Raw genomic sequence first — 12,538 nt, 5'->3', positions numbered from 1 at the left:
GGGAGGGCTCCCACGACGCAGGCCCCGTCCGGCGGGACGGGGCCTGCGGGGGTGCGGTTCGTCAGGCGGGGACGAGCTCGGCGTCGACCTGGTCCGACAGCAGCTGATAGACGTTGTAGGCCTGCTTGATGACCGGGTGCGCCACGTTGCGCACCGGCACCCCGCCCGGGGTCCGGCCGCGCTCGGTCCCGTGGTGCGCGTGGCCGTGCAGCGCCAGCGAAGTCGGGGCGGAGTCGATCGCCTGCCCGAGCAGATAGGAGCCCAGGAAGGGATAGATCTCGAGCGGCTCGCCCACGAGGGTCTCCGGCACGGGGGAGTAGTGGGTCAGCGCCACGAGCGCGTCGCACTCCAGCCCGCGCAGCGCCGCGCCCAGTCGCTCGGCGACGGCTTCGGTCGTACCCACGAAGTCCTTCATCTCCCGCTCGCCGAACTTGCTGGCGCACGCGCCGGCGAACCCGCCGCCGAAGCCCTTCGCCCCGGCGATGCCCAGCCGGTGCCCGTTGAGCTCGAGCACGGTGCCCTCGCCCTCGAGCACGGTCAGGCCCGAGTCGGCCAGGACCCGCGAGACCTCGGCCTGCTGGTCGCTCTGGTGGTCGTGATTGCCCAGGACCACCACCACGGGTACGCCCAGATCGCCGAACTCCCGGGCCATGCACTTCGCCTCGTCGACGGTGCCGTGGCGGGTCAGATCGCCGGCGATGAGCAGGGCGTCGGCCACGCCGGGCAGCTGCTCCAGCGCGGGCCGGTAGCGGCCGAGCACGTCCTTGTCCACGTGGACGTCGCCCACGGCGGCAATCCGGATCACGAGATCTCCTCCACCTCGGTGGGCGCCGCGGCGCGGACGATGCCGATGTCGCAGGCGATCTCGACGTCCGGGAAGCTTGTCGTGATCTGCCGGCAGATCTCGTCGCGGCGCTGGGCGCTCTCCACCTCGCCGCCCAGCACGAGCAGGTGCTCGCGGCGCTGGACGGTGATGCCCTGCTCGGCCACGGCGCCACTCTCGGTGAGCAGGCGCTGGATCTGCGCCTCCACATATTCGTCAAGCTGTGGTGTCATCTCATCCCCCCACGGTCGCGTGCGTGGTGCCGGGCTCCGGCACCACGTCGAGCCGGTCGAGCAGCATGAGGAAAGCCTCCGCGTACGGGGACTTGGCCGTCTCGCGCCGCACCCGCTCCCAGTCGATCTGCTCGCGCAGGGAGCGCGCGACCGGCAGCCCGGTGGCGAAGTTGCAGTAGTGCTGGCTGTAGCTGAGCAGCTTGTGGATCATCAGCTGGGTCGCCGACAGCACCGGCATCTTGATCGCCTCGACCGACAGCATCTCGGCCTCGCGCAGCGTCTCGTCGGTCACCGGGGACTCCACCGGGCGGTAGATCAGATCCACCATCCGGCCCTCCTCGAAGACCTTGACCAGCCAGTCCTCCGGCGGCTGCTCCACCTCGAAGCCGACCGCCGCCAGCTCGGCCAGCGCCCGCTCCTTGTCCTGCTCGCGGATCACGAAGTCGACGTCGTGATCGCTGGAGTGCCCGCCGTGCGCGTACACCGCGAAGCTGCCGCCCAGCGCGAACGGGACCTCCGCCTGCTTGAGCGTGGAGGCGACCCGTTTGAGGGTGTTGACCAGGCCCTCGTCCACCCGGAGCGGCATGACACTCTCCCTGATGTCGGCGTGATGTTCTGCCGCAAACCCCTACCCCCCGTGCTCACGCTTGTAACTCGTGGGGCAAAAGGCCTGCCAGACCATTTTGTACGTATTTCCGGCGCGCCAGGCCGGAACGCACCGTGACACCCCGAGCTACCGTCGGTGGGTATGGTTCCCGGCCCGGTCCTCGCCCGTCGTCCCGTTCCGCGCACGATCGCCCTGGTGGGGATCGACGGCTCGGGCAAAACCACGCAGGCGCACCTGCTCGCGGACGCGCTCGCCGCGCGGGGGTTGCCCGCCCGTTACCGCCGCAATGCCGGTGGGCGTCACTGGTTCGGCAAGCTGGCCGTCGTCCTCGGCCGTGCCGGCGCTCCTGGCGCTCCTGGCGCCTCCGATCTTCCTCGCGCTTCCGGCCTTTCCGGCGCTTCTGGTTCTCCTCGCCCTTCCAGCCTTTCCGGTGCTTCCGGCCTTCCGGGCACCTCTCGCCGGCCCGACGCTGCCGAGGCTTTGCTCGGTCGGCGCGGGATGCTGTTCGTCGAGTCGGTGCTGCGGTGGCTGGCGATCCTGCGCACGCTGCTGCGCCGGGCGGTGACCCGGGAGGTCACGGTCATGGACCGCTACGCCGTGTGCCAGTTCGCCAGCATCCGGGCCCGGGGTGGCCGGTCGGAGCGGTGGGCGCGGCTGGCGTACCGGGTCTTTCCCCGGCCGGACGTGACGTTTCTGCTGGCCGTGGATCCGGCGGTCGCCTACGAACGGATCGAGCGCCGGGGGTACGACCACGAGGAGATGAGTTATCTCCGGGCCGCCGACGCCGCCTATCGGGCGCTGCCCGAGTTCCCGACTTTCGTGGTCATCGACGCCAACGGGACTCCGGAGCAGGTGCAGGCGGCCCTTCTGGACCAGCTGCCCGCACCGTTTCCGTCCCGCTCCTTCGTTTCCGTTCTCGTCGCGCACGCGCGGGCGGTGCTGGTGGCGGCCGCTTCGCTCGCGGCGGCCGCGACCGTGGTGACGTACCAGTGGGCTGATGGTTTTTAGGTCCGTCCGTAGACCGGGATGCTCGCGCCGCTCGTGGGGGCGGAGTCGTCGCCGGCCAGGAAGGCGATGACGCGGGCGATCTCGTCCGGGGTGACCCAGCGGTCGTGGTCGGCGTCCGGCTGGCCCGCCCGGTTCGCCGGGGTGTCGATGACGCTGGGCACGACGGTGTTCGCGCGGACGCCGTGCTTCTTGTACTCGACGGCGACCGCCCCGGCGAAGGCCGTCACCGCCGCCTTGGCCGTGGCATAGCCCGCCGCCCCCGGGAACGGGCTCGTCGCCGCCCGTGACGAAGTGAACACCACCGACCCGCCACCCGCGGCGACCAGGTGGGGCAGGGCCGCGGCCGTCACCAGGTAGGTGGGCCGCAGGTTGAGGCGCAGCATCGCCTCGAAGTCGTCGATCGGTGTCTCGTGCACCGGGCCGCCCATCGCGAACCCGCCCACCAGGTTGACCACGGCGGTGAGGGGCGCGTCCGGCTCGCCCGCGGCCACCTCGACGGCGGCCGCGACATCCTCGGGGGCGGTCAGATCCGCTGCGACACTGGTCACACCTTTCGGGAAGCCGGCCTCCTTCCGGACCGGGGCGACGACTCGCCATCCGGCCTCGTGCAGCGTTCGCACCACGGCACCGCCGAGGCCACCTGTCCCACCCGTCACGAGGACGCTTCTTTTGACCATGAAGGTCACCGTAGTGTCTCGGCGGGCCCGTTCAGGGCTGTGTTTTCCGTCACTCTCGGTGCCGTCGCCGGGGTGCTCCGGAGGTCAGCGCTCCGGGGCGCGTCGTCCCAGCGTGTATCACCCTTCCGGGCTAGTGAACTGGGCCGGGATCTGCCGCATCGTGGCGGGTGGCCCGTTCAGGCCGGGGCCCCGGAATGTTTTCGCATCGGTGTTTGGTTCAAGCACGGCGGGAACCTGACGATGCACCAACCTGAACCCGGACGGCTCCGCAGCCGTACTGGGTGGGTGACGAGCATCGCACCGCACTCCGTGATGCCCGTCGCTGTGACGAATGAGGGGCCGATGGTGTCATTGAGGGAGCGAGGGGTAAGCGGTTGTCAGCGGCAATCCGCGCTCGAGACGGCTCCGAATGCCTCCGGAAGAGCCGGCCGCATCTCAGACATCGTCCACTCGGCTCTCAGGTGGCGCTCAGGCGTCCGTGACACTTTCGAACCAGCCAGTCGGAATCAGCGCGGGGCATCACTTGTTGTGTAGGTGTCAGCACCGCAATGCACGAACTGCGGACGTTACGGGAGAGGGCTGATGGACGCAGGGATTGCCCGTAACAGGGTTAGTGAAGGCAATGAGGGGACCGTGGGCAACGTGGAGAAGAACACCGTGATGCGTACCGATCAGGTCGCCGAGGAGCGCGACCTCGTCGGAGTCTACCTGCACGAGATCTCCCGGACGCCGCTTCTCGACGCGGCGCGGGAGGTCGAGCTCTCGAAGGCGATCGAGGCGGGCCTCTACGCCGAGCACCTGCTCGAGACCGGCGAGGAGCGCCGCGGTGTGAGCCGCGAGGAGCTGGAGCGTCTCGTCGCCGACGGCCAGAAGTCGAAGGACCTGTTCATCCGGGCCAACCTGCGCCTGGTCGTCTCCATCGCCCGCCGTTACGTGCGCTCGGGCATGCCCATGCTGGACCTCATCCAGGAGGGCAACACCGGCCTGGTCCGCGCCGTCGAGAAGTTCGACTACGAGCGCGGCTACAAGTTCTCGACCTACGCGACGTGGTGGGTCCGCCAGGCCATCAGCCGGGCGATCGCCCAGCAGGAGCGCACCGTGCGCCTCCCCGTCCACCTGGTCGAAGACGTCAACCGCATGCGCAACGTCACCCGCCAGCTCGTCCGCGAGCTCGGCGCCGACCCCGAGCCCGAGCAGATCGCCGCGGCTCTGGGCGTGACGGTCGAGCGCGTCAACGAGCTCACCCGCTGGGCCCAGGACACCGTGTCCCTGGACACCCCGGTCGGCGACGACGGCGACACCAACCTCGGCGACCTGGTCGCCGACAGCGACGCCCCCTCGCCCGAGGAGATCGTCCTCACCGCCCTGGAGCGCCAGCGCATCGAGGGCCTGCTCAACCACCTCGACGACCGCTCGGCCGGCATCATGCGCGCCCGCTACGGTCTCGAGGACGGCCGCGAGCACTCCCTCACCGAGGTGGCGTCCCGCTTCTCGCTCTCCCGCGAGCGCATCCGCCAGCTCGAGATCCAGGCCCTGGGCCGCCTCCGCGAGCTCGCCCGGGCCGAGGGCCTCCAGGCCGCCTGACCCGGCCGCTCCACCGCACATCCCCCAGCCCGACGAGGCCGGTGTCCCGCAGCGGACACCGGCCTTCTTGCTGCCCGGCCCGGCCCCGCCCGCGATCCGGCCTTCTCGTCGCCCGCCGCCGCCCGCGATCCGGCTTTCTCGTTGCCCGGCCCCGGCCGTCACCTTCCTGCGATGCCGTCCGCGATCCCGCCAACGCACTTGCGCGCTCGACATAGAGAAAGGCCGGCGCTCGCCATTGAGCGCCGGCCTTCCGCTGGGTGGATCAGACGCGGCCGTAGCCGTTGGGCGTCATGATGTCGATCGTGCGCTTCTTGACCGGTTGGCCCGGGCGGGAGGCGTCGATGATCTGGCCACCGCCGACGTAGATGCCGACGTGGGCGTTGTTGCGATAGAAGACCAGGTCGCCCGCGCGAAGCTGACCTCGGCTGATCCTCGTGGTCGCGCTGTACTGGGCCGCTGCGTTGTGGGGCAGCGAGACACCAGCCGCGGCCCAGGCGCCCGAGGTCAGGCCCGAGCAGTCCCAGGAGTTGGGGCCGGAGGCGCCGAAGACGTAGCTGTCGCCGATCTGCTTGTAGGCGAAGGCGACGGCCTCACCGGCGGAGCCCGAGATGTTCGGGATGTCGCCTGTGTACTTCTCGCCCTCTTCCTCGGCCTTGCCGTAGGCGGCGGTGCGCATGGCGTACAGCTTGTCGAGGTCGCCCTCGATCTTCTTCTTGCGGTCGCCCAGCTCCTTGACCTGCGCGGCCTGCTTGTCCTGCGTGACCTTGAGCGCGGCCTGGCGGTCGGTGACGTCCTTGGTGGCCGCCGAGTAGGTGTCAATGTCCTGCTGCTGGCTGCGCTGCAGCTGCTCGAGCAGGCTCATGCGCTCGATCAGGTCATCGCTGTCACCGAGCACGACGTTCATCGTGCCGACCTTGCCGGTCTTGTACGCATTCGAGGCGATGGAGCTCATCTGCTTGGCCGCGGCGTCCATCTTGGCCTTGGCGGGGCCCATGGACTCGGCGAGCTTCTTCTCGTCGGCCTTGGTCTTGGCCAGGGCGATGCGCATCTTGTTGTACGACTCGACGACGTCCTCGAGCTGGTCGGACGCCTTGTCGATCTTCTTGGTCAGCTCCTCCGTCGACGGCTCGGCGTGCGCGGCCGGGGCGAAGGAGCCGGTGATGGCGACCGCGAGGGCGGTGACCACCAGGGTGCGTAGCCTCATCCGGGGGCGTGGCAACGGTGCATGGCCTCTCTTCCACTGCGCCGCCTACCGGGTTAGCTGACGGATTCGGGCGGAAGAAGGCCCTACCGCTGACGCGGATTCACCCCGGTGCTGCCTCGGTTGGTTCCCCGGTTCGTCACCCGGCGTATCCGCTTCGATCCCGGGCGCTGAGAGTGACGATTCGGCGGCGTTGGCCGGCGCCACCTTCTCCGGCGTGGCTGGGGACCGGACCAACCGCATCAACTTATCGGCGATCACAATTTTGACAAGAGGCCGAAAGGAATCTGGGCGGATTATCACATTTATGCGAATGATCCCGATAACGCAATGCGGTTCAGTGATTCCGCAGCGTCACTTTCTTTATAGGCCTATTCGCTGACGCCCGCCACCACCGGGGTGGCCCACTTGTGCGTGACTGTCCGTTCGGCCCAGAAGGAGAAGAACGGAATCGTGCCGGCGAGCATCACCAGCAGCATCCGGCCCAGCGGCCAGCCCGCCCGGCGGCTCAGGTCGAAGGCGGCGACCAGATAGACCATGTAGAGGAAGCCGTGGATCGGGCCGACCGCGGCGACGACCGTGTCGTTGTCGCCGAGGTACTTGAGCGGCATGCCCACCAGGACGAGCACGATGAGGACCACGCCGACGATCCAGGCGATGATCCGGTAACGGGTGAGGGCTCCCTGCACGGTCTGTGTCCTTACTGCTTGGTGCCGGTGGGGGGTCGGCCGGGGTAGTCGCCCGGTCGCGCTCCGGGGTGGGCGTTCAGCCACGCCAGATAGTCGTTGTAGGCGGCCAGCTCCGGGTCGTCGTCGGTCCCGGCCGGCTGCGCCACGGGTACGCGAACCGGCCGCCCCAGGGTCACGGGAGCGTCGGCGTCCCGCTCGTCCTCGGCGGCGGGCTCCTCGGCGGCGGACGGCTTGCCGGCCCGGAGCTCCTGCTGGACCTCGCGGAACCACAAGAACACGACGAAAAGGGCGAAGACCGGCCACTCGAAGGTATAGCCCCAGCTCAGCGAGTTGCCGTCGGAGGCGCGGGTGAACTGCCACCAGCCCAGGCCGAGAAAGCCGGCCACCAAGGCCAGCACGACCACGTGGCGCACGATCCACGCCGGGGTCCACAGCCCTTTCATGTCGTCGAGGGTACCGGCGCGGGTTTGACGCCTGAGCGCGCGGGCAACCGTTCTGGGCAGGCGCCCGATTCGTACCGGGCCCCGGCAGAAGGGAGCGACCATGCGTGACGACGCTGAAAGTGCGATCGGCACCGAGACCGGTATCGATCCGGCCGGCCTGGCCGACGACGACCTGATCCGCGAGCTCGGCAGCCTCCATCGGACCCGGCTGGACACCCTGCGGCACGCCCCCGAGGCCGCGCTCTCCACGCACCTGCGCCGCACGGCCGAGCTGGAGACGGAATATCTGGCCCGGCACCCCGGCCGCGAGGTCGACCCGCACCGGCTGACCCAGCACGTCTGAGAGGTGTTCCCCCCGATGATCTCCACCGTACGCGGCCGGTTCGACCGGTTGCGCCGGCAGTACGCCCCGCACGAGCACCGGCCGCTGGACGGCTACGCGGCGACGATGGGTGCCTTCGGGGCGCTCGCGGCGACCGTGGCGGCCACCGCCCGGCTCACCGGCCGTCAGCTGCCGGAGCGCCCCGCCACCGCGGACGTGGTGCTGATCTCGATCGCCACGCACAAGCTGAGCCGGCTCATCGCCAAGGACTCCATCACCAGCCCGCTGCGTGCCCCGTTCACCCGCTATGCGGAGCCGGCGGGGAGCGGCGAGCTCAACGAGGAGGTACGCGACGAGGGCAGCACGCTCCGCCACTCCATCGGCGAGCTGGTCAGCTGTCCGTTCTGCCTCGCCGTGTGGGTGGCCACCGGCCTGACCAGCGGACTCGTCTTCGCGCCCCGGTTCACCCGGCTGGCGGCCATGACCTTCACGGCCGTGGCGGCGTCGGACTTCCTGCAGATGGCCTACTCCCTGGCCAAGGAGGCCGCCGAGGGCTCGCCGTCCTCGCCGGAGGACTCGGACGACGACGAGCCGGAGATCAACGGCTACTCGTTCGTGCCCTCACGCGCCGAGAGTGCGTAGGGCCTCGGCCGCCTCGTCCTGGGCGTACTCGCCCTGGGGAAGTGAGTCGATCACGGTGAGCACCTCGGCCGGCAGGTCGGCGGCGATGGCGCCGCGTTGCAGAGCGGCGCTGCTCAGCCGTTCCTGGGCGGCGTAGGCGTCGTCGAGGTAGGCGTCGAGAAGTTTGGCATTGTCCTGATCCACGCCGGGCGGGGTACCCCGCCGGACCGGCCGCAAACGAGCGGCATTGGTGTGGCCCAGGTCACAATCGCTGTCGGAATGGCGGAGCCCTGCCGACAGTTGTGAACGGGTGTCGGTGTGCCCAGTGTCCCCGGGCCTCACCATAAAGCCTTCACGGAATACCGTTCGGCTGGAGCCGTGTCGCGCCACTCGCCGCGAGGCGACCTGCACACCGACACCTACCTACGCCGCCCCCGGGTCCTGTCCCGGGGGCGGCGGCTTTTATCCCCCGCCCGGGCGGGTACATGTGTTCGCATGAGTGACGATCGCGTGGAGCGGCGGGCGGCCGACCTGCTGCCCGAGGAGGCTGCCACCGGCAGCGTGGACCCGGCGGCGCAGGCCGCGGCCATCCTCGCCGAGTCGGACGAACGTGAGAACGAGCCCGGCGCCGCACCGGGCACATTCCTGGAACATCGCGCGTCGGACCAGACGGTTACGCCCGGGGACGGCACCCGATAGAGGACACCACTTTCGTGTTCACCGAGGACCATGGCAATATCGGCCAAATGTCTGCCCCGCAGCGGAGCACCGGGCGGCGATCGGCGCCGCGACGCACGATCGCGGCCACCGGCGCCACTCCGCCCAGCCCGACCCGCCTGACTGTCTCCAGCCGGGTGAGTTCGTCGCTCGCCGTGCCGCCGTCCGTCACCTTCACCGGCGGCGGCCCGGAGGCGGCCGACCCGTACCCGGCGGAGGCGGCCGACCCGCACCCGGTGGAGATCGCGGGCCTGCTGCACGAGCTGACGTCCCGGCTGCTCGGCGCCGACGACATGGCGCACGCGCTGGACCGGCTGGCCGACTTCGGCGCGCGGGCGGTGCCGGACACGCTGCGCTGCTCGGTCGCGCTGATCGGCGAGGGCGGACCACCCTCGCTGGCGACCTCCGGCCCGCAGGCCCAGGCCGTCGACGACGCCCAGTACGCGTCCGGCAACGGTCCCGCCCTCGAGGCGGCCCGCACCCGCGCCGTGGTGACCGCCACCGACCTGAGCACCGACGTCCGCTGGCCTCACCTCGCGGAATGCGCGACCACCGACGGCGTCCGGGGCGTCGCCTCGATCCCGCTGGACGTGCAGCGCTCGGCCGTCGGCTCGGTCAGCTTCTTCACGGAACGGCCCGGTGGCATGGACCCCGAGCACCTGCTCACGGCGATGGCCCTGGTCAACCAGGCCGAGGTCCTCCTGGGCGAGATCCAGCGCCGCGAGAGCCTGCACGAGGGGGCGATCGTCGACCGCGCGGCCGGCGTCATCATCGCCCAGCGCGGCTGCGGCGTCCACGAGGCGTACGACGTCCTGCGCGACACCTCGCAACGGCTCGGCCTGCCGCGGGAGGCGGTGGCGGAGCGCCTGATCGCCGCCGCCGCCCGCAACGCGGAGTCCTGACCTACTTCGAAACTTCCTGAACGACCTCGAACTCCAGCAGGCTGGCGCCATTGGCCACGGGCCGCGCCCGCTCGCCGGCGTGGGCCGCCCGTCCCTGACCGGCGGACCAGGCCTGGAAGGCCTCCTCCGTCTCCCACTTGGTGTAGACGAAGTAGCGGCTCTCCCCGCCGACGGGCCGGAGCAACTCGAAGCCCAGGAAGCCCGGAGCATTCTCCACGGCGCCTTGCCGGGCGGCGAAGCGCTTCTCCAGCTCGGGGCCGGCACCTTCGGGAACGTCGATCGCGTTGATCTTCACAACTGCCATGGTGTCCAGCCTAGGGTTGCGAGCTGAAAACCGGCGGGGCCGGCCCCGGCTCGCGTTGTCGCGAAGCGGGACCGGCCCCGAGGTCGTGCGGCGGCGATGGCGGCCGGTGGGCTGCCTGTCGCCGTCGGCTTGCGTGGCGCCCGGCCTGACGGTCGGCTTGTGTGGCGGCCAGGCCGGGCGTCGGTCAATGCGCCGCGTGGGTTGATGCCGCGGGGCCGGCGCCGACCTCGCCCGGGACGCCGTCGCTGTTGCCCGCGGCGGCCGCGTCGTCGGCGCGCTGCTGCTGGGCCGACCGCTGGGAGAGTGGGATCTCCGGCAGGAAGAGGACCACGATCAGGCCGACGATCATGACGGCGAGCGCCAGGAGGAAGACGACCTGGATGCCGTCGGAGAAGCCGACCTTGAACGGGTGGGCGACGACGTCCGAGAGCCGGCTCAGGAACGACGTGTCGTCGAGCGCGGAACCGCCCGTCGCCTGCTGCAGCGTCTGCGCCTGGCTCGGGTCGGCCGCCAGCGCCTGCTGGAACTCCGGGGTCGACTGAGCCGACGTGAACGCGCTGCTGATCTTGCCCGGCAGCACGTTGAAGAGCACCGACAGGAAGACCGCGGTGCCCAGCGTGCCGCCCATCGACCGGAAGAACGTCACCGAGCTGGTCGCCACGCCGATCTGCCGGGGCGAGACCGCGTTCTGCACGGCGGTGATCATCGGCTGCATGTTGCCGCCCAGGCCGAGGCCCATCAGCACCATGATCAGCATGGTCTGCCAGAGCGGCGTGTCCGCCCCGATCAGCGCGAAGAGCCCGAGCGCGATCGTCATCAGGGTGCTGCCGATGATCGGGAAGATCCGGTAGCGGCCGGTGCGGGCGATGAGCTGACCCGAGGCGATCGAGCCGGCCATGATGCCGGCCACCATCGGGATCATCTGCAGGCCGGCGACGGTGGGGGAGCTGCCCTTCACGATCTGCAGGTACAGCGGGATGGTCATGAGGCCGCCGAACATCGCCATGCCGAGGATCGTGCTGGAGGTGGCGCCGACCGCGATGGTGCGGTTGCTGAACAGCCGCAGCGGCAGCAGCGCCTCGTCCTTGTAGGCGCGCTCGGCGAGCACGAAGCCGACCAGGCCCACCACCCCGACGACGTAGCAGGCGATGGCGCGCCCGGAGCCCCAGCCCCAGTCGCGGCCCTGCTCGGCGACGGTGAGCAGTGGGACCAGGCCGATGATGAGGGTGAGGGCGCCCGGCCAGTCGATGCGGTGGTCGGTGCGCTGGTGCGGCAGGTGCAGGACCCGGGCGACGACGGCCATGGCGGCGATGCCGATCGGCACGTTGATGTAGAAGACCCAGCGCCAGCCGTCGATCCAGAGGATGTTGTCGGCGCCCGCGAAGAAGCCGCCCAGGATCGGGCCGATGACGCTCGCGGTGCCGAAGACCGCCAGGAAGAGACCCTGGTACTTCGCGCGCTCGCGGGGCGGCACGATGTCGCCGATGATGGCGAGTGCCAGCGACATGAGACCGCCGGCGCCGATGCCCTGGATGGCGCGGAAGGCGGCCAGCTCGTACATGTTCTGCGAGAGGCCGCACAGGAACGACCCGACGATGAAGATGCCGATCGCGAACAGGAAGAACGGTCGCCGGCCGTAGATGTCGGAGAGCTTGCCGTAGAGCGGCGTGGAGATCGTCGACGTGATGAGGAACGCCGTCGTGGCCCAGGCCTGCAGGTTGAAGCCGTTCAGGTCGTCGGCGATGGTGCGCGTGGCCGTGGCCATGATGGTCTGGTCCAGCGCGGCCAGGAACATGCCCATCATCAGGCCGACGAGGATCGTGATGATCTGGCGATGGGTGAACTCGGCCGAGCTCGCGGCCTTGGGGGCCCCGGCGCCCGGCCCGGCTGACGCCGGTGCGGTCTCGGTGGGGTTGCTCACGCGGTCTCCCGTGCTGGTGTGGCGGCGTCGGTGCGCAGAAGCGCCTCGACGGAGCTGTTGAATTCTTCGAAGAGGTCGGTGAAGACGCGGACGCGTTCCGCGGGCCAGTCCTCCAGCGCTCGGATCAGCATTTCCTGCCGGGCGGCGCGCAGCCGGGCCTGTGCGGCCCGGCCGAGCTCGGTCGCCGCCAGCCGGGACGCGCGCCCGTCGCCGGGGTCCGCCTCACGCCGGACGAGACCGGACCGGACCAGCTGGGCGGCCTGCCGGCTGATGGTCGACGGGTCGGCCCCCTTGATCTCCGCCAGGTCCGTGACCCGCATCGGACCGTGGTGGCACAAGGGGAACAGCAGCATCAGCGCGGAGAACTCGGCACCGAACTCCGCAGTGTTGAGCATGCCTTTGGCCCGGGCGCCCAGGCGGACGAACCGCAGAACTTCGTCGGAGAGCTGCCCGATGGCGTCCCTGCTGTCCGGCTCCGGCACGCGA

At 70.3% G+C, this 12,538-nt stretch carries 16 protein-coding genes, 2 pseudogenes and 1 riboswitch; of the genes and pseudogenes, 7 read left to right on the top strand and 11 right to left on the bottom strand.

The window, feature by feature from the left end; translation table 11 throughout:
* Positions 1-61: 61 nt before the first annotated feature.
* From RAN62_RS35130 to RAN62_RS35120, 3 genes are read right to left on the bottom strand one after another with little or no spacing between them, the layout of a single operon-like run.
* Positions 62-805, bottom strand: coding sequence for a metallophosphoesterase family protein (locus tag RAN62_RS35130; RefSeq protein WP_305789160.1), 744 nt, complete (start codon positions 803-805; stop codon positions 62-64).
* Positions 802-1,056: a hypothetical protein gene (locus RAN62_RS35125; RefSeq protein ID WP_305789159.1), complete on the bottom strand. Its 255-nt coding sequence runs from the start codon at positions 1,054-1,056 to the stop codon at positions 802-804. Before RAN62_RS35125 ends, RAN62_RS35130 begins: the two co-directional genes overlap by 4 nt.
* Position 1,057: 1 nt before the next feature.
* Complete coding sequence (locus tag RAN62_RS35120; RefSeq protein WP_305789158.1) at positions 1,058-1,642, bottom strand: nucleotidyltransferase; 585 nt, start codon at positions 1,640-1,642, stop codon at positions 1,058-1,060.
* A gap of 162 nt (positions 1,643-1,804) precedes the next feature.
* Between RAN62_RS35120 and RAN62_RS41480 the strand changes: the two are divergent.
* Positions 1,805-1,996, top strand: a pseudogene (locus RAN62_RS41480) (thymidylate kinase); the annotation flags it as partial.
* Between the two features lie 126 nt (positions 1,997-2,122).
* Positions 2,123-2,671, top strand: a pseudogene (locus RAN62_RS41475) (nucleoside/nucleotide kinase family protein); the annotation flags it as partial.
* Here RAN62_RS41475 and RAN62_RS35110 read toward each other — a convergent pair.
* A complete protein-coding gene (locus tag RAN62_RS35110) occupies positions 2,668-3,348 on the bottom strand; it encodes an SDR family NAD(P)-dependent oxidoreductase (protein WP_305789156.1) in 681 nt (226 codons plus the stop codon). The pseudogene RAN62_RS41475 and the gene RAN62_RS35110 overlap by 4 nt on opposite strands.
* A gap of 582 nt (positions 3,349-3,930) precedes the next feature.
* On the opposite strand from RAN62_RS35110, the gene RAN62_RS35105 reads away from it, so the two are divergent.
* Complete coding sequence (locus RAN62_RS35105) at positions 3,931-4,932, top strand: sigma-70 family RNA polymerase sigma factor (protein WP_305789155.1); 1,002 nt, start codon at positions 3,931-3,933, stop codon at positions 4,930-4,932.
* A gap of 262 nt (positions 4,933-5,194) precedes the next feature.
* Here the strand turns inward: RAN62_RS35105 and RAN62_RS35100 are convergent, their stop codons facing one another.
* From RAN62_RS35100 to RAN62_RS35090, 3 genes are all read right to left on the bottom strand, one after another.
* Positions 5,195-6,136 carry a C40 family peptidase gene (locus tag RAN62_RS35100; protein WP_305789154.1) on the bottom strand — a complete coding sequence of 314 codons (942 nt, stop codon included), beginning with the start codon at positions 6,134-6,136 and terminating at the stop codon, positions 5,195-5,197.
* Positions 6,137-6,163: 27 nt separating this feature from the next.
* Positions 6,164-6,292: riboswitch (cyclic di-AMP (ydaO/yuaA leader) on the bottom strand.
* 212 nt (positions 6,293-6,504) lie between these two features.
* Positions 6,505-6,822 carry a DUF3817 domain-containing protein gene (locus RAN62_RS35095; RefSeq protein WP_305789153.1) on the bottom strand — a complete coding sequence of 106 codons (318 nt, stop codon included), beginning with the start codon at positions 6,820-6,822 and terminating at the stop codon, positions 6,505-6,507.
* An 11-nt stretch (positions 6,823-6,833) separates the two neighbouring features.
* Positions 6,834-7,265: a hypothetical protein gene (locus RAN62_RS35090; protein ID WP_305789152.1), complete on the bottom strand. Its 432-nt coding sequence runs from the start codon at positions 7,263-7,265 to the stop codon at positions 6,834-6,836.
* A gap of 100 nt (positions 7,266-7,365) precedes the next feature.
* Here RAN62_RS35090 and RAN62_RS35085 point away from each other — a divergent pair, with 100 nt between their 5' ends.
* A complete protein-coding gene (locus RAN62_RS35085) occupies positions 7,366-7,608 on the top strand; it encodes a DUF6158 family protein (protein WP_305789151.1) in 243 nt (80 codons plus the stop codon).
* Positions 7,609-7,626: 18 nt separating this feature from the next.
* Positions 7,627-8,229: a DUF1360 domain-containing protein gene (locus RAN62_RS35080; RefSeq protein WP_305789276.1), complete on the top strand. Its 603-nt coding sequence runs from the start codon at positions 7,627-7,629 to the stop codon at positions 8,227-8,229.
* On the opposite strand, the gene RAN62_RS35075 is transcribed toward RAN62_RS35080, so the two are convergent.
* On the bottom strand, positions 8,209-8,412 hold the full coding sequence (locus RAN62_RS35075) for a hypothetical protein (protein WP_305789150.1): 204 nt from the start codon (positions 8,410-8,412) through the stop codon (positions 8,209-8,211). The genes RAN62_RS35080 and RAN62_RS35075 overlap by 21 nt on opposite strands.
* Before the next feature lie 291 nt (positions 8,413-8,703).
* Here RAN62_RS35075 and RAN62_RS35070 point away from each other — a divergent pair, with 291 nt between their 5' ends.
* Together RAN62_RS35070 and RAN62_RS35065 are read left to right on the top strand one after the other, a co-directional pair.
* Complete coding sequence (locus RAN62_RS35070; protein ID WP_305789149.1) at positions 8,704-8,907, top strand: hypothetical protein; 204 nt, start codon at positions 8,704-8,706, stop codon at positions 8,905-8,907.
* 47 nt (positions 8,908-8,954) lie between these two features.
* Positions 8,955-9,827, top strand: a complete 873-nt coding sequence (locus RAN62_RS35065) for a GAF and ANTAR domain-containing protein (RefSeq protein ID WP_305789148.1) — start codon at positions 8,955-8,957, stop codon at positions 9,825-9,827.
* A gap of 1 nt (position 9,828) precedes the next feature.
* On the opposite strand, the gene RAN62_RS35060 is transcribed toward RAN62_RS35065, so the two are convergent.
* The 3 genes from RAN62_RS35060 to RAN62_RS35050 all read right to left on the bottom strand — a co-directional run bounded on the left by RAN62_RS35060 (position 9,829) and on the right by RAN62_RS35050 (position 12,534).
* Entirely contained in the window at positions 9,829-10,131 is a 303-nt protein-coding gene (locus tag RAN62_RS35060) for an antibiotic biosynthesis monooxygenase family protein (RefSeq protein WP_305789147.1), read from the bottom strand.
* 184 nt (positions 10,132-10,315) lie between these two features.
* On the bottom strand, positions 10,316-12,052 hold the full coding sequence (locus tag RAN62_RS35055) for an MDR family MFS transporter (protein ID WP_305789146.1): 1,737 nt from the start codon (positions 12,050-12,052) through the stop codon (positions 10,316-10,318).
* Positions 12,049-12,534, bottom strand: coding sequence for a MarR family winged helix-turn-helix transcriptional regulator (locus tag RAN62_RS35050; protein ID WP_305789145.1), 486 nt, complete (start codon positions 12,532-12,534; stop codon positions 12,049-12,051). Before RAN62_RS35050 ends, RAN62_RS35055 begins: the two co-directional genes overlap by 4 nt.
* Positions 12,535-12,538 lie beyond the last annotated feature (4 nt).

Source organism: Symbioplanes lichenis, assembly GCF_030709675.1.
In the GTDB taxonomy this organism is placed as follows: domain Bacteria; phylum Actinomycetota; class Actinomycetes; order Mycobacteriales; family Micromonosporaceae; genus Actinoplanes; species Actinoplanes lichenis.
This window is presented reverse-complemented; position numbering and strand designations above follow the sequence as displayed.